At 71.0% G+C, this 26,714-nt stretch carries 25 protein-coding genes and 1 riboswitch; of the genes, 16 read left to right on the forward strand and 9 right to left on the reverse strand.

Annotation, left to right across the window (positions count from 1 at the left end; translation table 11 throughout):
* Positions 1-47 precede the first annotated feature (47 nt).
* Positions 48-1,253, reverse strand: a complete 1,206-nt coding sequence (gene rocD / locus CFW40_RS22380; RefSeq protein ID WP_088799558.1) for an ornithine--oxo-acid transaminase — start codon at positions 1,251-1,253, stop codon at positions 48-50.
* Between the two features lie 241 nt (positions 1,254-1,494).
* Positions 1,495-1,586, forward strand: a riboswitch (ZMP/ZTP riboswitch).
* Between the two features lie 41 nt (positions 1,587-1,627).
* On the opposite strand from rocD, the gene glyA reads away from it, so the two are divergent.
* A complete protein-coding gene (glyA, locus tag CFW40_RS22385; protein WP_088799559.1) occupies positions 1,628-2,941 on the forward strand; it encodes a serine hydroxymethyltransferase in 1,314 nt (437 codons plus the stop codon).
* Positions 2,942-2,976: 35 nt separating this feature from the next.
* Here the strand turns inward: glyA and CFW40_RS22390 are convergent, their stop codons facing one another.
* On the reverse strand, positions 2,977-4,296 hold the full coding sequence (locus CFW40_RS22390; RefSeq protein WP_088799560.1) for a cytochrome P450: 1,320 nt from the start codon (positions 4,294-4,296) through the stop codon (positions 2,977-2,979).
* 302 nt (positions 4,297-4,598) lie between these two features.
* Between CFW40_RS22390 and trpS the strand changes: the two genes are divergently transcribed.
* From trpS to CFW40_RS22405, 3 genes are all read left to right on the forward strand, one after another.
* A complete protein-coding gene (gene trpS / locus CFW40_RS22395; RefSeq protein WP_256331746.1) occupies positions 4,599-5,609 on the forward strand; it encodes a tryptophan--tRNA ligase in 1,011 nt (336 codons plus the stop codon).
* Positions 5,610-5,812: 203 nt separating this feature from the next.
* The gene (locus CFW40_RS22400; RefSeq protein ID WP_088799562.1) at positions 5,813-6,397 is read left to right on the forward strand and encodes a 2'-5' RNA ligase family protein; all 585 of its coding nucleotides are present in this window, start codon (positions 5,813-5,815) and stop codon (positions 6,395-6,397) included.
* Positions 6,398-6,614: 217 nt separating this feature from the next.
* Complete coding sequence (locus CFW40_RS22405) at positions 6,615-7,550, forward strand: YihY/virulence factor BrkB family protein (RefSeq protein ID WP_088799563.1); 936 nt, start codon at positions 6,615-6,617, stop codon at positions 7,548-7,550.
* A gap of 44 nt (positions 7,551-7,594) precedes the next feature.
* Here CFW40_RS22405 and CFW40_RS22410 read toward each other — a convergent pair whose 3' ends face one another.
* The gene (locus CFW40_RS22410; protein WP_088799564.1) at positions 7,595-9,046 is read right to left on the reverse strand and encodes a D-alanyl-D-alanine carboxypeptidase family protein; all 1,452 of its coding nucleotides are present in this window, start codon (positions 9,044-9,046) and stop codon (positions 7,595-7,597) included.
* A 10-nt stretch (positions 9,047-9,056) separates the two neighbouring features.
* Between CFW40_RS22410 and CFW40_RS22415 the strand changes: the two genes are divergently transcribed.
* The 9 genes from CFW40_RS22415 (at position 9,057) to CFW40_RS22450 (ending at position 16,499) form a co-directional block, all read left to right on the forward strand.
* A complete protein-coding gene (locus CFW40_RS22415) occupies positions 9,057-9,347 on the forward strand; it encodes an SCO4848 family membrane protein (protein WP_088799565.1) in 291 nt (96 codons plus the stop codon).
* Between the two features lie 22 nt (positions 9,348-9,369).
* The gene (locus CFW40_RS22420) at positions 9,370-10,806 is read left to right on the forward strand and encodes a metallophosphoesterase (protein WP_088799566.1); all 1,437 of its coding nucleotides are present in this window, start codon (positions 9,370-9,372) and stop codon (positions 10,804-10,806) included.
* A 268-nt stretch (positions 10,807-11,074) separates the two neighbouring features.
* Positions 11,075-11,386 carry a hypothetical protein gene (locus tag CFW40_RS22425; RefSeq protein ID WP_088799567.1) on the forward strand — a complete coding sequence of 104 codons (312 nt, stop codon included), beginning with the start codon at positions 11,075-11,077 and terminating at the stop codon, positions 11,384-11,386.
* 55 nt (positions 11,387-11,441) lie between these two features.
* Complete coding sequence (locus tag CFW40_RS22430) at positions 11,442-12,863, forward strand: hypothetical protein (protein WP_088799568.1); 1,422 nt, start codon at positions 11,442-11,444, stop codon at positions 12,861-12,863.
* Positions 12,864-13,019: 156 nt separating this feature from the next.
* Positions 13,020-14,159 (forward strand): S8 family serine peptidase, encoded by a 1,140-nt coding sequence (locus tag CFW40_RS22435; protein WP_256331333.1) that lies wholly within the window; start codon positions 13,020-13,022, stop codon positions 14,157-14,159.
* Positions 14,160-14,182: 23 nt separating this feature from the next.
* Positions 14,183-14,827 carry a hypothetical protein gene (locus tag CFW40_RS22440; protein WP_088799570.1) on the forward strand — a complete coding sequence of 215 codons (645 nt, stop codon included), beginning with the start codon at positions 14,183-14,185 and terminating at the stop codon, positions 14,825-14,827.
* On the forward strand, positions 14,824-14,964 hold the full coding sequence (locus tag CFW40_RS37235) for a hypothetical protein (protein ID WP_176956410.1): 141 nt from the start codon (positions 14,824-14,826) through the stop codon (positions 14,962-14,964). The genes CFW40_RS22440 and CFW40_RS37235 overlap by 4 nt, the downstream gene beginning before the upstream one ends.
* Positions 14,965-15,007: 43 nt before the next feature.
* Complete coding sequence (locus tag CFW40_RS22445; RefSeq protein WP_088799571.1) at positions 15,008-15,514, forward strand: FBP domain-containing protein; 507 nt, start codon at positions 15,008-15,010, stop codon at positions 15,512-15,514.
* A 160-nt stretch (positions 15,515-15,674) separates the two neighbouring features.
* Positions 15,675-16,499, forward strand: coding sequence for a hypothetical protein (locus tag CFW40_RS22450; RefSeq protein ID WP_256331332.1), 825 nt, complete (start codon positions 15,675-15,677; stop codon positions 16,497-16,499).
* A 47-nt stretch (positions 16,500-16,546) separates the two neighbouring features.
* Here the strand turns inward: CFW40_RS22450 and CFW40_RS22455 are convergent, their stop codons facing one another.
* The 5 genes from CFW40_RS22455 to CFW40_RS22475 all read right to left on the reverse strand — a co-directional run bounded on the left by CFW40_RS22455 (position 16,547) and on the right by CFW40_RS22475 (position 20,710).
* Positions 16,547-17,320: a succinate dehydrogenase iron-sulfur subunit gene (locus tag CFW40_RS22455; RefSeq protein WP_088799573.1), complete on the reverse strand. Its 774-nt coding sequence runs from the start codon at positions 17,318-17,320 to the stop codon at positions 16,547-16,549.
* Complete coding sequence (gene sdhA, locus CFW40_RS22460; protein WP_088799574.1) at positions 17,320-19,074, reverse strand: succinate dehydrogenase flavoprotein subunit; 1,755 nt, start codon at positions 19,072-19,074, stop codon at positions 17,320-17,322. The genes CFW40_RS22455 and sdhA overlap by 1 nt, the downstream gene beginning before the upstream one ends.
* A gap of 20 nt (positions 19,075-19,094) precedes the next feature.
* Entirely contained in the window at positions 19,095-19,568 is a 474-nt protein-coding gene (locus CFW40_RS22465; RefSeq protein ID WP_088799575.1) for a succinate dehydrogenase hydrophobic membrane anchor subunit, read from the reverse strand.
* Between the two features lie 6 nt (positions 19,569-19,574).
* A complete protein-coding gene (gene sdhC / locus CFW40_RS22470; protein WP_088799576.1) occupies positions 19,575-19,955 on the reverse strand; it encodes a succinate dehydrogenase, cytochrome b556 subunit in 381 nt (126 codons plus the stop codon).
* A gap of 206 nt (positions 19,956-20,161) precedes the next feature.
* A complete protein-coding gene (locus tag CFW40_RS22475; RefSeq protein WP_371127275.1) occupies positions 20,162-20,710 on the reverse strand; it encodes a 2-oxo-4-hydroxy-4-carboxy-5-ureidoimidazoline decarboxylase in 549 nt (182 codons plus the stop codon).
* Positions 20,711-21,091: 381 nt separating this feature from the next.
* On the opposite strand from CFW40_RS22475, the gene CFW40_RS22480 reads away from it, so the two are divergent.
* The 3 genes from CFW40_RS22480 (at position 21,092) to CFW40_RS22490 (ending at position 25,481) form a co-directional block, all read left to right on the forward strand.
* Entirely contained in the window at positions 21,092-22,804 is a 1,713-nt protein-coding gene (locus tag CFW40_RS22480; protein ID WP_088799577.1) for a glycoside hydrolase family 20 protein, read from the forward strand.
* Positions 22,805-23,601: 797 nt separating this feature from the next.
* A complete protein-coding gene (locus tag CFW40_RS22485) occupies positions 23,602-24,429 on the forward strand; it encodes an RNA polymerase sigma factor (protein ID WP_371127274.1) in 828 nt (275 codons plus the stop codon).
* A complete protein-coding gene (locus tag CFW40_RS22490) occupies positions 24,429-25,481 on the forward strand; it encodes a hypothetical protein (RefSeq protein ID WP_088799578.1) in 1,053 nt (350 codons plus the stop codon). Before CFW40_RS22485 ends, CFW40_RS22490 begins: the two co-directional genes overlap by 1 nt.
* A 252-nt stretch (positions 25,482-25,733) precedes the next feature.
* On the opposite strand, the gene CFW40_RS22495 is transcribed toward CFW40_RS22490, so the two are convergent.
* Positions 25,734-26,573, reverse strand: a complete 840-nt coding sequence (locus CFW40_RS22495; RefSeq protein ID WP_256331331.1) for a L,D-transpeptidase family protein — start codon at positions 26,571-26,573, stop codon at positions 25,734-25,736.
* Positions 26,574-26,714: the final 141 nt, after the last annotated feature.

Genomic DNA, 26,714 nt, shown 5'->3' on the forward strand with positions numbered 1-26,714 from the left:
TCAGGGCACCTTCGCCCGCCGGCCGCCCGTTGCACGCCGGCCCCCTCTCATTCCTCCAGCACTCCCCGCAGCTGGTCCAGCCCCCAGTCCAGGTCCTCCTTGCTGATCACCAGCGGCGGGGCGAGCCGGATGGTGGCGCCATGGGTGTCCTTGGCCAGCACCCCGCGCGCCATCAGCCGTTCGGAGATCTCCCGGCCGGTGCCGCGTGACGGGTTGATGTCCACTCCGGCCCACAGCCCGCGGCCGCGCACCGCGTCCACCGCGCCGCCGCCCACCAGCAGCCCCAGCTCGCCGTGCAGATGCTCGCCCAACTCCGTTGCCCGCTGCTGGAACTCGCCGGTCCGCAGCATCGCCAGCACCTCCAGGGCCACCGCGCAGGCGAGCGGGTTCCCGCCGAACGTCGAGCCGTGCTCGCCGGGCGCGAAGACGCCCAGCACCTCACGGGAGGACACCACCGCCGACACCGGCACCACGCCGCCGCCCAGCGCCTTGCCCAGCACATACATGTCGGGGACCACGCCCTCGTGGTCACAGGCGAAGGTCCGGCCGGTGCGGCCCAGCCCCGACTGGATCTCATCGGCGATGAACAGCACGTTCCGGCTGCGGGTCAGCTCCCGTACGCCCGCCAGATAGCCCGGCGGCGGCACCAGCACCCCCGCCTCGCCCTGGATCGGCTCCAGCAGCACCGCGACCGTGTGGTCGTCGAGGGCGGCCGCCAGCGCGGACAGGTCGCCGTACGGGACGATCTCGAAGCCGGGGGTGTACGGGCCGAAGCCGGCGCGGGCCTCGGGGTCGGTGGAGAAGGAGACGATGGTGGTCGTCCGGCCGTGGAAGTTGTGGTCCGCGACGATGATCTTCGCGTGGCCGTCCGGGACGCCCTTGACCTGGTAGCCCCACTTGCGGGCCGTCTTCACCGCCGTCTCGACCGCCTCGGCGCCGGTGTTCATGGGGAGCACCAGCTCCATCCCGCACAGCGCGGCCAGCTGCGTGCAGAAGTCGCCGAACCGGTCGTGATGGAAGGCGCGGGAGGTGAGAGTGACGCGTTCCAGCTGGGCCCTGGCCGCGTCGAGCAGCCGGCGGTTGCCGTGCCCGAAGTTCAGCGCGGAGTACCCGGCGAGCATGTCCAGGTAGCGACGGCCCGCCACGTCCGTCACCCAGGCACCCTCGGCGGTGGCCACGACGACGGGCAGCGGGTGGTAGTTGTGCGCGCTGTGGGCCTCGGCGGCGGCGATGCTGCGTTCCGTGGACGTCACCGGTGACTCCGATCGGTAGAACCGTGCGGGGCGCGGGCGCTGCCGCTTCCCCTTCCATTGTTGCGCCGGCCAGGAGCGACTGGCCTGCGAAGATCCGCCGGGCAGGGGCGGTCCTGGGGGATGCCCCGGGGGATGTCCTGGGCGACGCTCCTGTGGGAGACGCCCTGGGGACTCTCCCCGGGGGGCTCCCTGAGGAGTGCCCTGAGGACGTCCTGAGGGGTCGGGGGTGTCTTAGACTCTGGGTGCGCACCGCGACTGGCGTACGGGGAAACAACCTCGAGGAAGCGGTGTGCGGCCACCATCACGAGGTGCCGCCCCGCCTGGGCACCCCGGGACCACGACCGGATCACCGATCGACCGCCCCGGAGGACGCCATGTCGCAGGCCCCCGTGTCACAGCCCACCCCGCAGTCCCTCACTCCGCAGTCCCTTCCGCATCCCGCGCTGAGCGCCGCCGACCCCGAACTGGCCGCGCTGGTCGGCGCCGAGGAGCAGCTGCAGGCCGACACCCTGCGGCTGATCCCCAGCGAGAACTACGTCTCCGCCGCCGTCCTGGAAGCCACCGGCACCGTCCTGCAGAACAAGTACAGCGAGGGGTACGCGGGCCGTCGCTACTACGAAGGCCAGCAGAACATCGACCGGGTCGAGACGCTGGCCGTCGAGCGGGCCAAGGCCGTCTTCGGCGTGGAGCACGCCAACGTCCAGCCGTACTCCGGCTCGCCCGCCAACCTCGCCGCCTACCTCGCCTTCGCCGAGCCCGGCGACACCGTGCTGGGCATGGCGCTGCCGATGGGCGGTCACCTCACGCACGGCTGGGGGGTGTCGGCCACCGGCAGCTGGTTCCGCGGCGTCCAGTACGGCGTACGCCCCGACACCGCGCTGATCGACTTCGACGAGGTGCGCGACCTCGCCCGCAAGGAACGCCCGAAGATCATCTTCTGTGGCGGTACCGCCGTCCCGCGCACCATCGACTTCGCCGCGTTCGGCGAGATCGCCCGGGAGGTCGACGCCGTCCTCGTCGCCGATATCGCCCATATCGCCGGTCTGATCGCGGGCGGCGCCCACCCCTCGCCCGTACCGCACGCGGATGTCATCTCCACCACCACCCACAAGACCCTGCGCGGGCCGCGCGGCGCCATGCTGATGTCCCGGGCGAGCCATGCCAAGGCGGTCGACAAGGCCGTCTTCCCCGGTCTGCAGGGCGGTCCGCACAACCACACCACCGCCGCCATCGCGGTCGCCCTGCGCGAGGCGGCCGCCCCGTCCTTCCGTGACTACGCCCATGCCGTCGTCGCCAACGCCAAGGCGCTCGCCGAGGCGCTGCTGGCCCGCGGCTACGACCTGGTCTCCGGCGGCACCGACAACCACCTGGTGCTGATCGACCTCACGTCGAAGGAGGTGCCGGGCAAGGTCGCCGCGAAGGCGCTGGACCGGGCCGGCATCGTCGTCAACTACAACACCGTCCCCTTCGACCCCCGCAAGCCCTTCGACCCCTCCGGCATCCGCATCGGCACCCCGTCCCTCACCTCCCGCGGGCTGGGGACGGACCGGATGCCGCTGGTCGCCGAGTGGATCGACCGCAGCGTCCAGGCCGCGGCGAAGGGCGACGAACAGGCGCTGGCGGTGATCCGTACGGAGGTCGCGGAGCTCATGGCGGCCTACCCGGCGCCGGGGCTCGCCACGGCCTGAGGCCCGCGGTCCGGCGGCTCACCGGCTGACCGTGATCAGCCGGTGAGCCGGACCGGCAGGACGTGGGTGCTGTTGCCGACGAAGCTCGGGTGCGGCGGCAGCTCCGCGTCCGGGACGGCGAGGTCCAGTGCCGGATAGCGGGTGAACAGCGCCTCCAGGGCGACGGTCGCCTCCAGCCGGGCCAGCGGCGCGCCCGGACAGTAGTGCGGACCGTGGCCGAAGGAGAGGTGCCGGGCGGCGGGCCGCCGGGTGACGTCGAACCGGTCCGCGTCGGGGCCGTAGGCGTCCGGATCCCGGCCGGCCGCGGAGTAGGAGGCCAGCATCGGTGTGCCACGGGGGACGACCGTGCCGCCGATCTCCAGGTCCCGGACCGGGTAGCGGAACGGGAAGTGGGCGACCGGACTGTCGTAGCGCAGCGTCTCCTCGACCACGTCGTCCCAGGTGGCCCGCCCGTCGCGCACCAGCTCCAGCTGTCCGCGGTCGGTGCACAGGGCCCGCACCGCGTTGGTGATCAGGTTGAGCGTGGTCTCGTGCCCGGCAATGATCATCAGCAGCAGGGTGCCGACCAGTTCCCGGTCGCTCAGCCGGTCGCCGTCCTCCTCCTGGGCGGCGAGCAGCGCGCTGGTCAGATCGTCGCCCGGGTCCGCCCGCCGGGCCTCGGCGACCCGGGTGAGGATGGCGATGATCTCGCGGTGGGCGGCCTGGGTCCCGTCCGCCGTGCTCACGATCAGGTTCGACAGCTCGTGCAGCCGGTCGCGCAACGCGGCGTCCACGCCCAGCAGTTCACAGATCACGCTCATCGGCAGGGGATAGGCGAAGTGCCGGCGCAGATCCACCGTGCCGTCGGCCGCGGCGGCCCCCGGCAGCCCGTCCAGCAGCCCGGCCGTCAGCTCCACCACCCGGGGCCGCAGCGCCGCCACCCGCCGCCCGGTGAACACCTTGGTCACCGGACCGCGCAGCCGCCGGTGATCGGCCCCGTCGGCCGTGATCATCCCGTCGACGGTGGCGAAGGTGGTCAGCGGCCAGCCGGGCGGCACGGTGCCGTCGTGCAGGGCGGCGAAGTGGCAGGCGTCCTTGGCGACTTCGGGGTGCGCAAGGACCTCGCGCAGCACCTCGTGACGGGTGACGGCGACGGCGGGCACCTCCCCGGGCAGCAGGACGGGGACCACCGCTCCGGCCGCCCGCAGCAGCGCATCGGCCGCGGCCCGGCCGGCGCCACCGGGGGCGAGCGGATGCGGCGCGCCGTCGGAGCGCGGGGGAGGGGTGGCGCCGGGCGGGGGCACGGGACGGTGCGTATCGGCCGGGGACGCGGGACGGCGGGTGTCGGCCGGCGGTGCGGGACGGGCGTCGGTCATCGGCGGTCCTCGCAGATCGGGTCGGAGATCCGGGGCGGCGCACGGAGCAAGGAACACGGAGCCCGGGCCACGAGCACGGAGCCCGGGCCACGAGCACGGAGCCCGGGCCACGAGCACGGAGCCCCGGGCCACGATTCCAGCTCCCGGCCGCCGCGAACAGGCCGCCTCTGCCCCCGGCGGCGGCCCGCACCACGTTCCGCCACCTTGCGCCGGTCCCCCCTTGCGGACCTGAGACAATCGATGGCATGGCTCTCGATCGCCCGACCGTCGCTCACGACCACCCTCAGGGGAATGGCTCCGCCATGCAGAGTTCTCCGCGTGTGCTCTCCGGTATCCAGCCCACCGCCGGCTCCTTCCACCTCGGCAACTACCTCGGTGCCGTGCGCCAGTGGGTGGCGCTGCAGGAGTCCCACGACGCCTTCTACATGGTGGTCGACCTGCATGCGATCACCGTCCCCCAGGACCCGGCCGAGCTGCGCCGCAACACCCGGATCGCGGCGGCCCAGCTGCTGGCCGCCGGCCTCGACCCGGAGCGCTGCACGCTCTTCGTCCAGAGCCATGTGCCCGAACACGCCCAGCTGGGCTGGGTGATGAACTGCCTCACCGGCTTCGGCGAGGCCTCGCGGATGACGCAGTTCAAGGACAAGGCCGCCAAGCAGGGCGCCGACCGCACCTCCGTCGGCCTGTTCACGTACCCGATCCTGCAGATCGCCGACATCCTGCTCTACCAGGCCCACCAGGTCCCGGTCGGCGAGGACCAGCGCCAGCACATCGAGCTGACCCGCGACCTCGCCGAGCGCTTCAACGGCCGCTACGGCGAGACGTTCACGATGCCGGCGCCGTACATCCTCAAGGAGACGGCCAAGATCTACGACCTCCAGGACCCGTCGGCCAAGATGAGCAAGTCGGCCGCCAGCGCCAAGGGCCTGATCAACCTCCTCGACGAGCCGAAGGTCTCCGCGAAGAAGGTCAAGAGCGCGGTCACCGACACCGACACCGTGATCCGCTACGACGCGGAGACCAAGCCCGGTGTCTCCAACCTCCTCACCATCTACTCCACCCTCACCGGCACCACGATCCCGGAGCTGGAGCAGAAGTACGAGGGCAAGATGTACGGCGCTCTCAAGACCGATCTCGCCGAGGTGATGGTCGAATTCGTCACACCGTTCCGGGACCGTACGCAGGAATATCTGGACGACCCCGAGACGCTGGACTCGATCCTGGCCAAGGGGGCGGAGAAGGCTCGCGCGGTGGCCGCCGAAACCCTCGCCACCGCCTATGACCGGCTCGGATTGCTGCCGGCCAAGCACTGACGGCACCGTCCGCGCCCGGCCGGGAGCGTCCGCACGGCGGACCGCAACCGGCCGCGCGGACCGCGCGGGACCCGGGGCCCCACCCGTGGGGGCTTCTGCGCCTGTGCACAAGACGGCCGAGGACGCTCCCCGCGAAGGGCGCGCACCCGGCACACTAAGAGGGTGCGCGAGCGCGCCGCACATACGTCAGGAGGGAGAACGCAGTGGGGACCGTAACGCTGGGCGTTTCGATCGCGGTCCCGGAGCCGTACGGCAGCTTCCTCCAGAGGAAGCGCGCGGACTTCGGGGACCTGGCCGCACCCGGCATCCCCACGCACATCACCCTCCTCCCGCCGACGGAGGTCAGCGCCGACGCGCTGCCCGGCATCGAACGCCACCTCGCCGAGGTCGCGGCCGGCTGCCGCTCCTTCCCGCTGCGCCTGGAAGGCACCGGCACCTTCCGGCCGCTCTCCCCGGTCGTCTACGTCAAGGTCACCGAGGGCGTGACGGACTGCACCGCCCTCCAGGCCCGGATCCGCGCCGCGTCCGGTCCTTGCGCACGCGAGCTGCAGTTCCCGTACCACCCGCATGTGACCGTCGCCCACGGCATCGACGAAGCGGCCATGGACCGCGCCCAGGCCGGGCTCAGGGACTTCTGCGCCACCTGGACGATCGGCGGCTTCGCGCTCTACGAGCAGGGCCCGGACGCGGTGTGGCGGCTGGAGCGGGAGTACCCCTTCGGGCCGCGGACGGCCGCGGTCCCGCGCCAGGCCGCCGATCTCTCCCGGCCGCCGGCCGCCTCCTGCTGAGCGCGGCCGTCCGTCGCCGGAACGGTCGCCCCCGTCGCCCGCGGTGTCTGCCGCGGCCCCGCTCCTGCTCCCGTACGGGCTGTCCCGATGCCCGGATACCCGGAGGTCGGGGCGCGCCTTTCCGATCGCGCCAAGCGCGCGCCTGACATCCTGCACAGACCGGCGGGCACAAGGTCACCAGGGCAACGGCCGCCTGGGACCGCACGAGGGGAACGCCATGGACTGGTTGAGCAAACTGCCGGTGATCGGACCGGCCGTCACCTGGCTGATGACCACGCACCTCTGGCGTGCCTATGAGCGGATGCTCCGGGTGCACTGGACCCGGCTCGCCGCCGCGATCACCTTCACCAGCTTCGTCGCGCTCTTCCCGCTGCTCACCGTCGCCGCCGCGATCGGCACCGCGCTGCTCAGCGACGAGCGGGTGCACCATCTGGAGGGCAAGATCGCCGAGCAGCTGCCCGGTATCTCGGGGCAGCTCGACATCGCCGCACTCGTCGACAACGCCACCACCATCGGCCTGGTCGCCGGTGCCGCGCTGCTGCTCACCGGCATCGGCTGGGTCGATTCGCTGCGCGACTGCCTGCGCGCCGTATGGGAGAAGGACAACGAGAAGACCAACTTCTTCCTCGGCAAGCTCCGGGACGGCGTCCTGCTGTTCGGCGTCGGCGGCGTCGCCGTGCTCTCCCTGGCCTGCTCGACCTTCGCGTCCGCCGCGGTGGGCAAGGTGGCCGAGGCGATCGGCCTTGCGGAAGGCGGCGTGGGCAGCGTCCTGCTCTCGGTCGCCGGCTTCGTCATCGCCGTCCTCGCGGACTTCCTGCTGCTGGCCTACATACTGACCAGGCTCCCCGGCGTCCATCCGCCGCGCCGCGCCGTCGTGGTCGCCGGTCTCCTCGGCGCGATCGGCTTCGAACTGCTGAAGCTGCTGCTCAGCGGCTATCTCCAGGGCGTCGCCTCCCGGAGCATGTACGGCGCCTTCGGCACCCCGGTCGCGCTGCTGCTGTGGATCAACTTCACCGCGAAGCTGCTGGTGTACTGCGCTTCGTGGACGGCCACGGAGGGGGAGCAGCGCGCGGAAGCCGAAGACCTCAAGACGCCCGACGGGCCGGCGGGGCGGGAGCGGCCGGAGGGACAGGACCGCCCCCGGGCGGCCTGACGGTCCTCGGCGTCAGCCGCCCTCCCCCTCCGCACCCGCGCAGGTCACTTATGGGCCCGGCGCCGGCGCACGGCGAACGCCACGACGCCCAGCAGCGCCAGCACACCGCTGCCGACGCCCACCGCGGTCCACGCGCCGTTCGCACCACCGGCGCTGTTCAGCGCGGCCTGGGTGCTCTTGTGCGCGTCCTTGCCCTTGGCCTTCACGGCGCCGGTGCCGTCGTCCTCGCTCCTGGGGCCGACGAGCCGCCCGACCGGGTCCACCTTGTCGGCCGCCGCAAAGCCCCAGTCGAGCAGCTTGGCGGCCTCCTTGTAGGCCTCGTTGTGCTCCTTCTTCTCCGGGTTCATGACCGTGACGAGGAGCTTGCGGTCGCCGCGATGGGCAACGCCGGTGAAGGTCGACCCCGCGTTGGTGGTGGAGCCGTTCTTCACCCCCGCGATACCGGGGTACGGCTTGATGTCGTAATCGCCGCTGAGCAGCCGGTTGGTGTTCTGGATGCCGAACGTCGCCCGCTTGCCGCCCTTGCCCTCGTCACCGGGGAACTGCGCACTGGCCGTCGAGCAGTACTCGCGGAAGTCGGCGTTCCGCAGCCCCTCCCGGGCGAACAGGCTCAGGTCGTACGCGCTGGAGACCTGGCCCGGCGCGTCATAGCCGTCCGGGGTCACCACATGCGTGTCGTGGGCGTTCAGTTCCTTCGCCCGCTGCTGCATCTGCGCGACGGTGACCTTCGTCCCGCCGTTCATGGCGGAGAGCGTGTGCACCGCGTCGTTGCCGGACCGCAGGAAGACACCCAGCCACAGGTCGTGGACCGTATAGCTCAGGTTCTCCTTTATCCCGACGAGGCTGCTGCCGGCGCCCATCCCCGCCAGGTCGGCGGGCTTGACCGTGTGCTTCTGGTTCTTGGGGAACTTCGGCATCACCGTGTCGGCGAACAGCATCTTCAGCGTGCTGGCGGGCGCGAGCCGCCAGTGCGGGTTCTTGGCGGCCAGCACCTTGCCGGACACGGCGTCGGAGACGATCCACGAGCGGGCGGTCAGCGCGTCCGGGCCCGGCAGCTTCGGGGCGCCGGGCTTCAGCGCCACCTGGACGCCGGGAGTGCCCAGCCGGCCCCCGCCGATCTGCGACATCGCCGACGGCGGCGCGGGGGCCTTGGGATCGGCGTGTGCGGTGCCGGCCAGCAGCGGGGAGGCCAGCAGCCCGGAGGCGGCCAGCGCGGCGGCGGTGCGCAGGGGGAAGCCGTGGCGCGCCGCACGACCGGCATGGCCGGCCGCGGCCGGGGCGGCCGATGCGGTCAGGGCAGCTGATGCGGCCGGGGCAGCCGATGAGGACGGGGCGGTCGGATCGGTGGAGGCCAGGGAGGCCGGGGAGGCCAGGGAAGCCGTGGAGGCGCAGAAGGTCGTCGGCACGTCGGTGAACGTACCCGCCTTTGCCCGGGGCGCCGACAGCACCCCACGGAAGAGTGCCCCTGCCGACCGCCGGATGGAGCCGCTGCCCATACTGGGATGTATGAAGCTCTCTCGCCCCGTGTCCTGGTTCCTGCTCACCTTCGGGGTGTGGAGCTGGTTCATCTGGATCACTTTCGTCAAAAACCTCTGGAAGGACGGGAGCGGTCTCGCCTTCGACGCCGCGGGTGACCCGACGGCCTACTTCTGGGTGCATCTGCTGCTCGCGGTGGCTTCCTTTCTCTTGGGGACGGCGATCGGAGTGATCGGGTTCCGCGGCGTACGGGCCCTGCGCCGCGAGGCCGCACAGGGCACGCCCGACCAGCCCTCCGCCCCCACCTCGTCCGCCGCCTGACCCACGGGCACGGGCAGCCGCCGTGATCTTCGCCCTGATCGTGGTCCCGGTCCTCGGACTGTTCTTCGGCGTGCACCGCTACTTGTGGTGCCGGCTCGTCCGCGACACCACCACACCGCACACCCGCCCCCGCCGAGCAGGCACCGCCGCCGCCTTCGCCCTCCCCCTGACCGCCCTCGCCGCCCTGCTGGCCGCCCGCGCCGGCGCCCCCTTCCCCCTCCAGCAGGCACTCGCCTGGCCCGGCTTCCTCTGGCTGGCACTGGTGCTCTATCTCACACTGGCCCTGCTGGTGGGGGAGGCGGTCCGCGCGGCGGGGCTCCGGGTACTCGGCGATGAGGAGGCGGGTGGGGGGACGGGGGAGGACGCCGGGGCGCCGTCGGACGCGGGGACGGGGTCGCGCGGCGGGGCTCCGTCGGGTGCGGGGGCTCCGTCGAACGCCGGGACGCGGTCGGGCGCCGGCCCGCGGTCGAGCGCGGGAGCTCAGCCGGACGCGGGGGCTCCGCCAGACGCCGGGACGCCATCGCACGCGGGAACGCCATCGGATGTCTCCCCGTCACTCTCCCCGTCCCCCTCCCCGCCCTCGGCGCCGACCCTCCTGCCGCCCGGCACCCACGCCCTGCCGCCGCTCGCCGCGCCGCCCCGCCGGCTCTTCCTCGCCCGGGCGGTCGCCGCCGGTGCCACCCTCGCCGCCACGGCCACCGTCGGCTACGGCACCGTGACCACCCTCCGCGGCCCGGCCGTGAAGCGCGTCACCATCCCCCTGACCAAACTGCCCCGCGCCGCCCATGGATTCCGGATCGCCGTCGTCAGCGATATCCACCTGGGCCCGATCCTCGGCCGCGCCCACACCCGACGCATCGTCGAGGTCATCAACCGCACCGACCCCGACCTGGTGGCCATCGTCGGCGACCTGGTCGACGGGAGCGTCGCGGACCTCGCCCCGGCCGCGGAACCGCTGCGCGGACTGCGCTCTCGATTCGGGTCTTATTTCGTCACGGGAAATCACGAGTATTACTCGGGCGCGGCCCAATGGGTCGACCACGTACGTGAATTGGGCGTACATCCCCTGGAAAATGCCCGTACGGAATTGCCCGGCTTCGATCTCGCGGGCGTCAACGACCTCGCGGGCCAGACCGAACACGCCGGCCCGGACTACGACCTGGCCCTGAGCGGACGGGATCCCTCCCGCGCCGTCGTCCTGATGGCCCACCAGCCGGTCACCATCCACGACACCGTACGGTTCGGTGTTGACCTCCAGCTCTCCGGCCACACCCACGGCGGCCAGCTGTGGCCCTTCACCTACGTCGCCGGCGCCACCAACCCCACCGTCGCCGGCCTGGAGCGCTACGGCGACACCCAGCTCTACGTCACCCGCGGCGCGGGCGCCTGGGGGCCACCGGTCCGGGTGGGGGCACCACCGGATGTCACGGTCGTCGAACTTGCGTCGACACAGGCATAGTTCGGGACGAGGGTGCCCATGGGGTGATCCGGAAGGGGTGGGTGGGCTGCCGTTCGGGTATTGGATAACGGCCCGTCTACAAAGTGCGGTCGCATACCGCCTGGATTCGGACAGATCACGACTTACGATCTTGCTATTTCGGTCGCCAACTCCTTAACCTTTATTGACTTTACGCTGCCCGTCGGCCCTCGCCGTGGCGGCGCCGGAACGGACGGCGCGAGTGGGGTGACGGGGCCGGCCGGGTGTGCGCATAACGGGGAGAGTGGTCATGGGTAAGCACTTCAAGGTTGATCTCGACGAGCTGGACAGCGTCGTCCGCCAACTCAGGAGCCTTCAGGGCGATATGGCGGAGACCAGCCAGAAGGTCGAGTACGGCACGAACATCCCGAAGTCGGCGTTCGGCGTCAACTTCGGCGAAGCGGAGGAAGTCTCCCGCGCCCATGACCGCATGCAGACGTATCTGAAGGACGTCATCAAGGCACTCCACGACCTCACCCACAACTTCGGCGAGAAGACAGAGGCGAGCCGCGGTGCCTACGAGGACCAGGAACACGAGACCAAGGCCTCGATGAACGGCTGACCTCCACGGTGGTGCAGGGTTGAGGACGAGAGGATGACGATGAAGGGGGGCCGCTGTGGTTAGCGCCATGGAGGAGCGCGAGAGCGCTGAGACGAGTGAGAGGCAGCGGGAGGAGGGGGAGCGGGCGAAGAAGCTGAAGTCGTTCCAGAGTGAGCGACTGACCCCGCACTCTCCTTCCGACTTTCACCACCACGGCATCAACGCGCTCCGCAAGATGATCGAGAACGCCAAGCCGGAGACGCTTGAGACCGCCGGTGATCACTGGCGTAACTCCGCCGACCTGCTCGGCGGGCACGACGGTCACGGCGGCATCCGTAAGAAGTTCATGGATGCCGTCGATCATGCGACGGCGCACTGGGAGGGCTCGGCGGCCGACGCGTTCCGCGCGGAAGCCGTCAAGGTGCTCGGCAAGATCGACCGGACGTACCGGCATGCCCGGAAGGCCGAGGCGTCGTTGATCGGCTCGCGCGAGTCGGGCCGGGAGGTGGGTCTCGCCCACAACCTCCGCCAGGCCATGGAAGCCATGTCGAAGATCCATGACCCGGGCAACTGGGACAGCTTCACGGACGACAGTGGCGACGACACCCAGTTCCACCGGGACATGGCGAACCCGAAGATGGACGCCCGCCAGGCGCTGGAGCTCAACCGGGACAAGCTGTCCCTGAGCAAGGAGCGCCAGGTCGAGGCGGTCGTTGTGATGGACGAGCTGGCGAATCACTACTCGGGACGCGCCGATATCTGGGGCGATGACGGCGACGACGGCCTTAACGGCGACTGGCCGAAGGAGCCGGGCAGTGGCCCGCACCCGCCCCCGGTACGGATGCCCGACACGGCCGACAGGCACCACCCGGATCCGTCGTCGGTCACCCCGCACCACCCCCATGGCGCGGGTGGTGGAGCGGTGCCGCCCGGATTCGACGGTCCCAAGGTCAGCCGGCCGGACCTCCCGGTCCACACCGGGCTCGACGGCCTGCAGGGCGGCACCATGACCCCGCCGCCGATCGCCGGTGGCCACAGCGGTGGCCTGCCCGGTGGCGGGCATGGCGCGGTCCCCGGACCGGGCGGCGGTCCGGGCGGCGCGATGCCGCCGGGTCCCATCGGAGTGCCAGGCGGCGCCATGCGGTCCGGTGGCGGACGAGGTGTGTCTGGCGCCGGAGGTATGCGTGGAGGCATGCCGGGTGCCGGGGGCGCGGGCGGTGCCAAGGGCGGCAAGGCCGGTGTGGCCGGACGCAGCGGTGCGCAGGCGCGTACGCGTGGCGGCATGGCGGGCAAGCCGGGTGGCCCGGCCGGCGGCGCCAAGCAGGGCGGCGCGGGTCTGCACCGCAGCCGTGGTGGCCAGCAGGCGGGCATGGGTGCCGCTGGAGCCAAGGACAAGAAGGGGAAGGAGCGCACCACCGGTCAGCGCCCCGACTACCTGATCGAGGACGAAGAGACCTGGACGCCCCAACGCAATGTGGCGCCCCGCGTCATCGAGTAGGACACCGCCACCGTCGTACGGCGGCTGGTAAGGAGTGGCCCCGCGCCCGAGGGTGCGGGGCTTCTCTTCTGATGGAACACTGCCGCCCGGACAGCACAGCGAGAAGGAGCAAGCATGAGGGTCACCCGAACACTGCGCGCGACGGTGGGTGCCGCGTTGACCGGCGCGCTGCTCATCACCGCGGGTGGTACCGCCTCCGCAGATCAAACACGCAAGGATCTGTGGCCGTTGGAGGCGTTCGGGGCCGAACAGCTGTGGAAGGAAGCCACCGGCAAGGGAGTGACGGTGGCTGTGCTCGACACGGGCTTTCGGAAGACCCATCAAGATGTGAAGGGGCAGTTCCTTCCCGAGCCGTATTTCGGGAAAGCGACCCAGGCGGAGGGGGCCAAAAACCTCAAGCCGGGTGAGTACGTCCTCGACCACGGTACCGGCATGGCGGCGATCATCGCGGGCCACGGTCACGGTCCGGGAGGTTCTGAAGGCGTCAAGGGGCTGGCGCCTGATGCCAAGATCCTTCCGGTGCCTGAGTACAAGAACACCGGGATGGCCACGCGCTGGGCCGTGGACCACGGTGCTGACGTCATCAATATGTCCTATAACGAGGGTCGTTCGGCTGATACCTGCGAATCCATCCACTACGCAATTTCAAAGGGCGCTGTGGTGGTGGCCGGTATGGGTAACGACGCTGCGACCGAGAAAAGCTATCCGGTGGGCTGCCCAGGTGTGATCGGTGTCGGTGCGGTCGACCAATACGGCAAGTCGGCCGAGTTCAACAACTACAACTCCGACATGGACTTGCTCGCGCCCGGGGTGGAGATCCCTGCCGCGACGGGCAGGAGCGACTCGAGCTACCACACGGAGAACGGCAACTCGGGTTCCACCGCCTACGTCTCCGCCGCAGCCGCCCTCCTCAAGGAGAAGTACCCCGACCTCACTCCCGGCCAGATCGCCAACCGGCTGGTGAAGACGGCCGGTCTGCCCAAGGACCAGAAGGGACTCAAGCTCCCGGACGCGCACTACGGCTACGGCTTCATCCAGCCCGGCCCCGCCCTGCGGAAGGACATCCCCGAGGGCTCCAAGGAGGGCCCGCTGCCGATGCCGAAGGGCAAGGCGTCCTCGCAGCTGGACGCCGGCGCGCCCAACCCCGACGCGCCGATGGGCGGCAAGGCGGCGACGGAGCGGGCCCTGCTCTACGGTGGCATCGGCCTCGGTGTCCTGGTGGTCGTCGGTGCCGTCGTCGCCATCGTCGTGGCAGTCCGTCGCCGCAAGAGCGCCGGCAGCCAGAGCTGGGGCTGAGACGCCTGCCGGAAGAGAACCCCATGGCGTACGAGTCGCGCACTCCGGAATTGCGGGAAGCCCCGGACATCGCGCAGGTGCTGAAAGCCAACCGCCTTGCGCTGGCCCGGCTCATGACCGTGCGTTTGCTGATCGGTGTGCTTCTTGTGGCGGGCTCCGTGATATTGCTCCGCGTCACAGGCTCTGACTCGTTCTTCCTTGCTCTGCCCATTCCTGTCGGTGTGGGCGTACTCATCATGACGGTGTGGCGCGCCGTTTACGGGACCCGTGTCTCCCAGTGCGAGAAAGTGCTCCGCCACTACCCGCTGGAGTTCCGTCCCCGGGTGCTCATGAAGCGCGCGAAGTGGACCGAGTACGGCGATGTCCACCAGATCCGCGTGCCGACGCGAGGGCAGCACGGGGCGCCGCTGATGCTGGCGGTCAACGCGGCGGGGCGTCGGTGTTGGCCCGAAGGGGCGGAGGAAGGCGCGTGGTTGGCAGGTGACCTGCCCTTCGGGGGTGTTCTGGTGGTGCCGGGGAGCAACGCGATGCTGTTCCTGAAGCCGGCGGACTGGGACAAGACCGCGCGGAAGCGGGAGGAGGCCGACGCGCAGCGGATCGCAAGGGCCCACCAGGCCGGGCTGCACCGGATGACCAACCGGTCGTGGATGATGAGGAGGGGAGCGTGAGGGGCACCAAGGTCGGCACCAAGGTCGGCACCGAGGCCGGGACCGGGGGCGCCGCCCGGACAGTGCTCTTCCGTCCTCTCCCGCCCCGCCCCTCCCTGTCCCGCACCTTCCGCCCCGTCCGCCCCGCCCGGAGATAAATCGGGCGACGGCCCCCAGGGCCCGCTGTTAACTTCAGCCCCCATGGACCCCGTAAGTGAAAAAGCAATACGCGCCTCGTTCGTCAACTGCTCGAAGGGGGAGGCGAGCAGGATCCATCTGCCGGTGGGGCTGGCCGAACTCCCGTGGGGGGAGCTGGACTTCCTGGGGTGGCGCGATCCGGGAGCGCCGGACCGGAGCTATCTGGTCGCGCCGCGGGGTGACGGGATCATCGGGGTGACGCTGCGGGTGCCGCAGGGCGTGCGGCGGAGTTTCACGAAGACGACGGTGTGCTCGGTCTGTGTGACCGGGCATCCGGGGTCCGGGGTCAGCCTGCTGGCCGCGCGCCGGGCGGGTCCCCTGGGGCGGCAGGGCAACACCGTCGGGACGTATCTGTGCGCCGACCTTGCCTGCTCCCTCTACGTCCGGGGACGCAAGCGGTCCCAGCTCGCCGGGCGGCACGAGGAGACGCTGCCGCTGGAGGAGCGGATCGCCCGTACCGTACGGAACCTGGACGCCTTCCTGGACAAGGTCCTCGAGGGCGAGCGGTAGGGGACCGCGCACCAGCTCAACTCGGCACGGCAGTAGTCGAGTTGCGGAGTTCCGGCGGCCGCCGGATGCTACCCGTGGGTTTCGGTTGCGGCAATCCACCCTTCGGACAGATCCTCGTGTCCACGCCGTGCGGGCAGCGGCGCAGAGGCAGGGGGGCGATGTGCTGCGAGTGCACTTCACCGCGCAGGATCTGGTGCGTACGCGGGTGGCCGACGGTGCCGACCCGCTCTGGGAGACGGTGCTGAGCCTGCACAGCCTGCGGGAGGACCGGACCGATCCGGCGCTGGCGGCCTGGCGGCAGCACGCCGTACGGCACGGGCCGGGGCCGCTGCGGACGCTGTTCGCGCTGGTCCCGCTCCATGGGTACTTTCCGGACTTCCTCACGCCGGCCGCGTCCCAGTACGGGATCGAGTCCGGTCTGGAGGCCGTGATGAGCACCCCGCGCCAGCGGCTGCGGACCGAGCTGACGAGGCTGTCGGGGCACCGGGCGCTGCCGGGATGGGCGCGCGGCATCGGCGAGGGGGAGCCGGCCGCACTGCGGCAGCTCGCGCGCAGCCTGCGGACGTACCACCATCTGGCGGTGGCGCCGTCCTGGCCGCGGATCGCCGGGCGGGTCGGCGCGGACCGGGAGTGGCGCAAGCAGGTACTGGCGCAGTCCGGGGTGGAGGCGATGCTGCGGACGTTCGGGGCGCCGATGCGCTGGCGGCCGCCGGTGCTGGAGGTCGGCTATCCGGTGGAGCGGGAACTGCACCTGCGGGGACGGGGCCTGGTCTTCGTCCCCTCGTACTTCTGCTGTGACCACCCGCTGGCGCTGGTGGACGAGGCGCTGCCGCCGGTGCTCGTGTACCCGGCGCCGGCGCGGGAGACGGCGGGCGGACAGGCCGAAGGGCCCCGCCTCCGGGGATACGGAGGCGGGGCCCTTCGGGACGTGCCGGCGCTGTTCGGCGGCCGGGTGGCCGGAACCCGGACCGCCGCCAGGCGCTGAGCGCTGAGCGGTCTCCCGCCGGGCGCTGAGCGGTGCCCCGCTGCCCGTCAGAAGCGACGGGTGATCAGCGCGCGCTTGACTTCCTGGATGGCCTTGGTGACCTCGATACCGCGCGGGCAGGCGTCCGTGCAGTTGAAGGTCGTCCGGCAGCGCCAGACGCCGTCCTTGTCGTTGAGGATTTCGAGCCGCTGCTCGCCGCCCTCGTCACGCGAGTCGAAGATGAAGCGGTGCGCGTTGACGATCGCCGCCGGGCCGAAGTACTGGCCGTCGTTCCAGAACACCGGGCACGAGGACGTGCAGGCGGCGCACAGGATGCACTTGGTGGTGTCGTCGAAGCGCTCGCGGTCCTCGGCGGACTGACGCCGCTCACGGGTCGGCTCGTTGCCGGTCGTGATGAGGAAGGGCATCACGTCCCGGTACGCCTGGAAGAAGGGCTCCATGTCGACGACAAGGTCCTTCATCACCGTGAGGCCCTTGATGGCCTCGACCGTGATCGGCTTCTCCGGGTTGATGTCCTTGATCAGCGTCTTGCAGGCGAGACGGTTGCGGCCGTTGATGCGCATGGCGTCCGAGCCGCAGATGCCGTGGGCGCAGGAACGACGGAAGGTCAGCGTCCCGTCGAGCTCCCACTTGATCTTGTGGAGGGCGTCCAGGACGCGCTCCTTGGGGTCGATCTCCAGCTGGAAGTCCTCCCAGCTGGCGTCCTCCGAGACCTCCGGGTTGAACCGGCGGATCCGAAAGGTGACCGTGATCAGGTGCGAAGCGCCGTCCTCGGCCGCGTCCAGTGCCGCGGAGTTCTTGTCGAGAGTCGGGGTGCTCATCAGTACTTACGCTCCATCGGCTGGTAGCGGGTCTGCACGACCGGCTTGTAGTCGAGGCGGATCGACTCTGCGCCGTCTGCGCCCACCTCGCGGTACGCCATGGTGTGCCGCATGAAGTTGACGTCGTCGCGGTTGGGGTAGTCCTCGCGGTAGTGACCGCCGCGGGACTCCTTGCGGGCCAGCGCGGACACCGCCATGACCTCGGCCAGGTCGAGCAGGTTGCCCAGCTCGATGGCCTCCAGCAGGTCGGTGTTGAACCGCTTGCCCTTGTCCTGGACGGACACGTTCAGGTAGCGCTTGCGCAGCTCGCCGATCTTCTCGACCGCGGTCTTGATCGTCTGCTCGGTGCGGAACACCATCACATTGGCGTCCATGCACTCCTGCAGCTCCTTGCGGATCTCGGTGACCCGCTCGGTGCCGTTGGAGTTGCGCAGTCGCTCGACCTGGTCGATGACCTGCTTCGCCGGGTCCTCGGGGAGCTCGACGAAGTCGGCGGTGGCCGAGTACTCCGCCGCCGCGATGCCGGCCCGGCGCCCGAAGACGTTGATGTCCAGGAGCGAGTTGGTGCCCAGGCGGTTGGCGCCGTGCACGGAGACACAGGCCACCTCGCCGGCGGCGTACAGGCCCGGTACGACGGTGGTGTTGTCCGCCAGCACCTCACCCTCGACGTTGGTCGGGATGCCGCCCATGGCGTAGTGCGCGGTCGGCTGGATCGGGATCGGGTCCGTGTAGGGCTCGATACCGAGGTAGGTCCGCGCGAACTCGGTGATGTCCGGGAGCTTGGCGTCCAGCTGCTCCGGCGGCAGGTGGGTCAGGTCCAGGTAGACGTGGTCGCCGTCCGGACCGCAGCCGCGGCCCTCGCGGATCTCCGTGTAGATGGAGCGCGAGACGACGTCGCGCGAGGCGAGGTCCTTCATGACGGGCGCGTACTTCTCCATGAAGCGCTCGCCGTCCTTGTTGCGGAGGATGCCGCCCTCACCACGGGCGCCCTCCGTCAGCAGGATGCCCATGCGCCAGATGCCCGTCGGGTGGAACTGGAAGAACTCCATGTCCTCCAGCGGCAGCCCGCGGCGGTAGGCCGCGGCCTGGCCGTCACCGGTCAGGGTGTGCGCGTTGGAGGTCACCTTGAAGAACTTGCCGGTGCCGCCGGACGCGAAGATGATCGACTTCGCCTGGAAGACGTGCACCTCGCCGGTGGCCAGCTCGTACGCCACGACGCCCGCCGACTTCTTGACGCCGTCGACGTCCTGGAGCAGCAGGTCGAGCACGTAGAACTCGTTGAAGAACTCCACGCCCTCCTTGACGCAGTTCTGGTACAGCGTCTGGAGGATCATGTGGCCGGTGCGGTCCGAGGCGTAGCAGGACCGGCGGACCGGGGCCTCACCGTGGTTACGGGAGTGACCGCCGAAGCGGCGCTGGTCGATCGTGCCGTCCGGCGTGCGGTTGAACGGCAGGCCCATCTTCTCCAGGTCGAGGACCGAGTCGATGGCCTCCTTCGCCAGGATCTCGGCGGCGTCCTGGTCGACCAGGTAGTCGCCGCCCTTGATCGTGTCGAAGGTGTGCCACTCCCAGTTGTCTTCCTCGACGTTGGCGAGGGCGGCAGCCATGCCACCCTGGGCGGCGCCGGTGTGGGAGCGGGTCGGGTAGAGCTTCGTCAGGACCGCGGTGCGGCTGCGCTTGGTCGACTCGATGGCCGCGCGCATGCCCGCGCCACCGGCGCCGACGATGACGGTGTCGTACTTGTGGATCTGCATGGTTCCAGTCAGCCCCGGCTTCAGGAGATGTTCGGGTCGAAGGTGAAGATCACCAGCGTGCCCAGAAGGACGGTGAAGACCGTCGCGGTGTACAGCAGCATCTTCAGCCAGAAGCGGGTGTTGTCCCGCTGCGCGTAGTCGTTGATGACCGTGCGCAGGCCGTTGGCGCCGTGCAGCATGGCCAGCCACAGCATCAGCAGGTCCCAGACCTGCCAGAACGGCGAGGCCCAGCGGCCGGCCACGAACGCGAAGCCGATCTTGGAGACGCCGCCGTCGAGGACCAGCTGGATCAGCAGGTGACCCAGCACCAGGACGACCAGCACGATGCCGGACAGCCGCATGAACAGCCAGGCCTGCATCTCGAAGTTGCCGCGGGAGGCACTCCCGGTCTTCTTCGTGCGCTTGCGCGGCGCCTCGATGACCGGCGCCGGGTGGTCCACGTCGTAGAGCGAGGCGCCGTCGGTCGCCTCTGCGGAGGTGGTTTCAGCAGACATCTCGCGTCAGCTCCCGAACAGCGTGCGCAGGGTGTGCTGCAGCACGGGGTAGAAGGCACCGGCCATCAGTACGAACCAGACGACGCCGACGGCCCACAGCATCTGCTTCTGGTACTTCGGGCCCTTCGCCCAGAAGTCCACGGCGATGACCCGCAGGCCGTTGAGCGCGTGGAAGAGGATGGCGGCCACCAGGCCGTACTCCATCACGTTGACGATCGGCGTCTTGTATGTCGCAACGACGTTGTCGTACGCCTCGGGTGAGACGCGTACGAGAGCGGTGTCGAGGACGTGGACGAACAGGAAGAAGAAAATGAGGACGCCGGTGACTCGGTGAGCCACCCAGGACCACATGCCTTCCCGGCCGCGGTACAGCGTTCCAGCCGGCACGGAAGAACCCTCCGGGAGCGGGGACTAGGGCCGCGCCGGCTTCTCTGTCGGTCGGGCCCGGCCGGGTATGGTCCACCGGCCGCTCGTCATCGTATCGACGAGCTGTCGGTTCCTCGCGCGGGGGTCCTTAGGTGTGATCAAACAGGCACCAACGGGCTATCACACAAGAACGAACCGGAACTTTCCTGGCCAAGCGCCATGATTCATCACAGTTCGGAGCTCATCAGCCGGATCAGCCGGCCGCGCGCCAGCCGGCGCAGCTCCTCCGCGGCGATCGTTCGCTCCTCGTCCGGCTCATTGCCCAGCCGGGTGCGGATGCCGGACAGCACCTGGTCGAGCAGTTCCTCGTCGCGGTAGCCGTCCAGGCAGATGACGAAGACATGACGGAACCGCCGCTCGTACTCGGCGTGGGCGGCGCGCAGCGCGGTGTGGGCGGCGAGGGTGCCGGGCCCGCGGGCGCCGACGAGCGGCTGCGGGGAAAGCGACTCCTCGGCCAGCGCCTCATCCAGCTCCACCGCCGTCAGGTCGTAACAGGCCTCGTCGGAGGCGGCGAGCAGGGACTCCGGATCCGGGTACGGGCGGTGCGCGGCCACCCGCTCGGCCCAGCGGCGGCTGCCGCAGCAGCGCAGGAGCGCGGCCAGGGTGTCGTCACGGCCGAGGGCGTTGAAGCGGCCGAGCCCGATGTCCGCACGGCGGGGGCGGGGCAGGGCGGAGCCGGGGGCCCGTGACGATATGCCCCACCACGGGGGCTGCACAGGACGCAGCGTCGTCGGCCGGGCGGCCGGGGTGTCACCGGACAGCGTGGGCTCCTCGGACGGATGCGAATGGATCTCTTCGACGGGTGCGGGACGGACGACTGAAGGAAGCTGGGGGAAGCGGACCGAAGCCGGGACGCGAAGCGGCGGCGGATGTGACGGTGGTTGCGTGTGGATCACGACACCCCGGCGGTATCCGGTGGTTCCGGGAGGGCCCTGTGAAGGGGGTGACGACTGGAACCGCCACGCTAACGACGCTTGTCGTTCGCTGTCCGAAGGATGCGCGAATTTCACCCGGATGAGAGAGCTTTCGCGCGTTCGGTGGACGACCGGCTCCACGCACCTGGCAATGCCTTCGCCCCGAAAAGTGAGGATTGCACGATGTCGAATCCGATGCGGCCGCCGCGCGCCCCGCGGCCCTCGGCCTTGCTGCGCCCCCTGACGAGGTCCAGGGCGCGGAGGGGCCCGGCGGCCCGGCCCGCGCTGTCGGCCGTGGCCCTCGCCGGTGCGCTGCTGCTCTCCGGCTGCTCCGGCACCGCCGGCACCGAGTCGCCCGGGAGTACCAGCGCCAAGGTGAACCCCTCGCCCGCCGCCACCCCGACCTGGGCACCGGTGACCGGAAAACCACAGGTCATCCCCGCCGTGCGGGAATTCCACCAGGCCGAAGGGCGCGGCTGGCGACCCTCCAAGGGAGCCCGGGTGGTGGTACCGGCCGGCGAGAAGAGCAATGTCGCCGACGAGGCCCAGCGGATGGCCAACGACCTCGGCCTCGGCCTCGTCTACGGCGACCAGGAGGTACGGCCCGGCGATGTCGAGGTGAAGCTCACGGGCAAGAACACCGACAACAACGTCCCCGCCAAGAGCGCCGCCGACGAGGCCTACACCCTCAAGGCCGCCGGGACCAAGCTCACCCTCACGGCCCCCACCGACGCCGGAATTTTCTACGGCACCCGCACCGTCAAACAGGCCGTACACGCCGCCGGCGGACTTCCCGAGGGCACCATCGAGGACCGGCCCGGCCGCCCGCAGCGCGGAATGTCGCTGGACAACGCCCGCAAGCCGTTCAGCCAGAACTGGATCGAGGACCGGCTGCGGGAGATCGCCGACCTCAAGCTCAACCAGTTCCAGCTGCACTTCTCCGACGACCAGGGCTTCCGCATCCAGAGCGACACCCACCCCGAGGTGGTCTCCGCCGACCATCTCACCAAGGCCCAGGTCCGCCAGATCATCGCGCTCGCGCGCACCCTGCACATCTCCGTGGTCCCGGAGCTGGACTCGCCCGGCCACCTGGGCGCCGTGCTGGCCCACTATCCCGCCCTGCGGCTGCGCAACGTACAGGGCCGGGTGATCCCCGGGGCGATCGACATCTCCAACCCCAAGTCCGCCCCGCTGATCGACTCGCTGCTGAAGGAAATGAGCGAGCTCTTCACCAACCCCAAGGGCGCCCCGGCGTACTGGCATCTGGGCGGCGACGAGTACCAGGCGCTGATGTCGTCCTCCCCCGCCACCAAGTACCCGCAGCTCGCGAAGGCGGCCCGGCAGAAGTACGGGTCCCGCGGCACCATCGAGGACCTGACGACCGGCTGGCTCAACGACCGGCAGAAGACCGTGGAGGCCAAGGGCAAGAACCGCATCGAGGCCTGGAACGACGGATTCTTCGCCGACGGCGTCGTGAGCGCGCCCAAGAGCCGGATGGTCGACTACTGGACCGGCACGGAGGCCGGCAAGCGCGACCCCGCGGAATACCTCCACGAGGGCCGCAACGTCATGAACTTCAATGACGCGTTCCTCTACTACGTGCTCGGTGAGCCCAACCAGTTCACCTATCCGACCGGCCAGCGGATCTACCAGAGCTGGACGCCGATGGTCCTCCGCGGCACCCGGCCGGTGGCGGTGCCCGCGAACATGACGGGCCCGGACCGCATCCCCGGGGCGCGCTTCGCGATCTGGTGCGACCGGGCGCAGGCGCAGACGGCGCAGCAGGTGGCGGCCGGGATCCGGCTGCCGCTGGCGGCACTGGCGCAGAAGACCTGGGACCCGCGGACGCCGGCCCTGTCCTGGGCGGAGTTCAAGGCGCTGGCCGGCCGGGTGTGAGAGGCCGGTCACGGGAGCGGACCCGGTAAGAAACGGGTGAGAGAAAGCGAGGACGGCCGGGGCCGCCACCCCCCACAGGAGAGGCCCCGGCCGTCGTTCGCGAAGAGCCTGTGACGGCCCTCTATCCGGTACAGCGCCAGACGGCGCGAAAGCGTCACACGGGGTACGGGGAGAGGTACGGCTCGTGGTCTGGATCGGGCCGGCGAGGGGCGGGCGAGAGGGGTCGGCGAGGGGGCGGGCGCAGGGCCGGTGGTGCCCTGGACGCAGGGCCGAACAAGCCCGTAACGTGCGGTTCCGCGCCGGTCGCGCACAGTGCCGAGCCGTTGGGCGTGGCCGGAAATGGCCGTCCTTCCGGGGAGTCCCGAGGGGGTCGTCCCGGGGAATTCCCAGGGTTCCCGAGCGTGCCGTCCCGGGAGTTTCCGGGGGCCGGTTCCGGGAGTTCCCGGGGGTCCGTTACGGGAGTTTTCGAGGGGTTCGGGCGCGCGCGTCTCCGGAGTGCCGGACGCTCGGTGTCCTGCGCTGAGCGACTCCGTCGCGGGGACCGGCGCGCCCTTCCCGGGTTCGGATCGTTCGCCCACACGGGATACGGTCTGCGGGAACATCAGGGTTACCAGCGGTTTCCGGCCTGCCGCGGCCGGCGGCGCACGGTGGCCCGCCCCGGCTCCGGCACCGTACGGACGGGCGCCGCCCGCTCGAACGACGCCGGAACGGGTAAGCAAGGCCGGTGGTACGGCGAGCGAAGCAGTAATGCAGCAAGGACCGGGCGGCGGACATTCCGCGTGCGACAGGATGGACCCGTGCGAGGGGACGACATTCAGCCGGACGACCGTCGGCTGACGGTGGCCGTGCAAGCGGCACAGGATGGTGACGAGGCGGCGTTCCGTACCGTCTACCGCGCCGTGCATCCCCGATTGTTGGGATATGTACGGACCTTGGTGAGCGAACCGGATGTGGAGGACGTCACGTCCGAGGCCTGGCTCCAGATCACCCGCGACCTCTCCCGCTTCAGTGGCGACGCCGACCGGTTCCGCGGCTGGGCCGCCCGTATCGCCCGCAACCGCGCCCTCGACCACATCAGGATGCGCGGCCGGCGCCCGGCGATCGGCGGCGACGAGAGTGAGCTGGCCGACACCCCCGGCGCGTCCGACACCGCGGGCGAGGCACTTGAAGCGCTGGGCACCGGCCGCGCCATGCGGCTGATAGCCGGGCTGCCACAGGACCAGGCCGAGGCGGTGGTGCTCCGGGTGGTGGTCGGACTCGACGCCAAGAACGCCGCGCGGGTGCTCGGCAAACGGCCCGGCGCGGTGCGCACCGCCGCACACCGCGGACTGCGGCGGCTCGCCGAGCTGATCGGCGACGAGCCGGACCGGATCCAGGACGGACCTCGGGCCGGACGCCGTAACGGACCTCGGGAAGGACGCCAGGGCAGTGGCCGGGGCGGCGGGGAAGACGGCGCCGGCCAAGGGGAAGGAACCCCCTCGCGGCCACCCGCGCCGGGCCCGCCCGGAGGTGGCGGGACAATGAACGGAGTGCCCGTACAGGGCAGAAGACGCCGCGACGGCGTGGCGGAATCGTACGTACCGGGTGTGACGGAAACGGCCGCACGAACGCAGAAGGACATGTGATGGCCGACGACCGGTACAACTGGCTCGACAAGGACACCGCGGAGCAGTTGCTGCGCGGTGAAGCGGTCAGTGCCCGGCACGGCGACGGTGCACGTGAACTCGAACAGCTCCTGGAGGCCGCCGCCGCGGTCGCCGCCAGGACACCCGAAACCGCGCAGCTGCCCGGCGAGGACGCGGCCGTCGCCGCCTTCCGCCAGGCCGCCCGCCGCGGCTCCGGCGCCCGCCACCGCACCGCCGCCGACCCGTTCGCGGACGGTGTGCGCACCGCCCACACCGCAGACCTCGCCGAACGCACCCGGCTCGGCCGCCCCTTCCGGCGCGGCTTCGCCGTGGCCCTCGCGGCCTGCGCCATCGGCGGCGTCGCCGTCGCGGCCGGTACCGGCGTCCTGCCCAGCCCCTTCCGGGGCGGCGACCCGGCACCCGCCTCCAGCGTCTCGGCCGCGGAAACCCCCCGGCCGTTCCGCACCGGCGACCCCGGCGCCCAGACCGACGGCACCACGGCGCAGACCCCCGATGCCACCCCCGGCCGGCCGGACACCCGGCCCTCCGGCACCCCCACGCCCGGCGCCAGCCCCGGCGCCGGCGGGAGACCCGGCGGCACTCCGAGCGGCGGCACGGGACGCAACCCCGGCAAGCCCGGTGGCACAGCGACCGATCCCGGCCGCGGCGGCACGAAGAATCTCCTGCTCACCCTCTGCCGGAACTACGAGTCCGGCAAGCGCGGCACCATGGACCGCGACACGCTGCGGAGCCTCGAACGCAAGGCCGGCGGGCCCGACAAGGTGCACGCCTTCTGCCGTGCCTACCTGGCGCGGTACCAGACCGGCGGCGGCTCGGGCGACGGGCTCGTCGGCGGCGTCGGCGGCGACACCGGCGGATCGGGTCAGAGCAGCGGCGCAACGGGCGGCGACGAGGACGACGAAGGGCACCCCGCCCAGCCGCCCGCCGCCACGCCCGGCTCCGGCACGTCCACCCCGGCCCCTGACCCCTCCGCCACCGCACCGGACCCCGGAACCGCCACGCCCAGCGGAACCGCCGACGATCCGGTGTGACGTTTTTTGAACCCGTGGCGCAGTAATGAGTGAGCCGACTGGTCATCGGCTGCGCGACGAGCCGGGGTTCCCCCCGTACCTACGGCTCAGCGCATCTGGCGCGGGCGGGGCACGTTCCCCCGGCCCTGCCCGCGCCCTCTCTTTGCGCCTAAACCGGCGCCGCTCTCGCGGAGGTGGATCCGTGGGTGGGGGTTGCTCAATTTTCGCTTCGGTCAGAGATTTTGGGTCGGGCCGTGGGGAAGGTGAAGCGACTCAGTGGAAGACGACCACCTTGGTGCCCCTCTTCGCTGTGTGGAACAGGGCGGCGATCTTGGTCTTGTCGCGGACGTTGACGCAGCCGTGTGAGGCGCCGCGGTAGCCGCGGGCGGCGAAGTCCGGGGAGTAGTGGACGGCCTGGCCGCCGCTGAAGAACATCGCGTACGGCATGGCCGTGTGGAAGAGCGTCGAGACGTGATGGCGGCTCTTGAAGGTGAGCGCGAAGACGCCCTCGCGGGTGGGGGTGTACTGCGAGCCGAAGCGGACATCCATCGCCGAGACGACCCGGCCGTCGACCATCCAGGTGAGGGTGTTGCTGCGCTTGCTGATGCAGATCACCCTGCCCGTCATACAGCGCGGGTCGGGGGTGCCGACCGGACGCGTGGTGGGCGGGTAGAGCTCGGTGTGCGAGGGCGTGCGGGTGTGGGACCGCAGCGCCCTCCAGGCCGTGGACTGCACGGTGCCCGTACGGGGCAGGCCCTGCCGCTGCTGGAAGGCGCGGACCGAGGTCGCGGTCACCGAGGCGTAGTAGCCCGTCGGGGAGTGGTCGAAGAGACCCAGCTGGGCCAGCCTCGCCTGGAGTTCGCGGACCTGCGCGCCGCGGGAGCCGGTTGCCATGAGCGGCCGGTGGGCCGGTGACGCGTGGTGGGCGGTGCGCTGGGGGCGCGGCGGGGTGGCGTGCCGGTCCGGGGCGGGGGGTGCCTGGTGGCCGAGCGGCGGGGGAGCGGGGGAGGTGGGGGCGTAGCGGGCGCCCGCGCTGGGGGGCGAACCGGCTCCGGTGACCGTCACCGGGCGGCAGCCCGTCGCCAGCGCCGCCACCATCAGCACCGCGGCCACCGCAGGCGCCGTACGTCTTCCACTGCTCCGCTGCATGAGCAACCCCCGGATCTCGGCGGCCCGACCGGCCCTCGGAGACTCTTCCCAGCGCTGCGGGACGGCGAACCTGCGGGCATGCTGTGAGCACGGCGTAAACCCGGA

Origin of the sequence: Streptomyces sp. 2114.4, assembly GCF_900187385.1 — a bacterium.
In the GTDB taxonomy this organism is placed as follows: Bacteria; Actinomycetota; Actinomycetes; order Streptomycetales; family Streptomycetaceae; genus Streptomyces; species Streptomyces mooreae.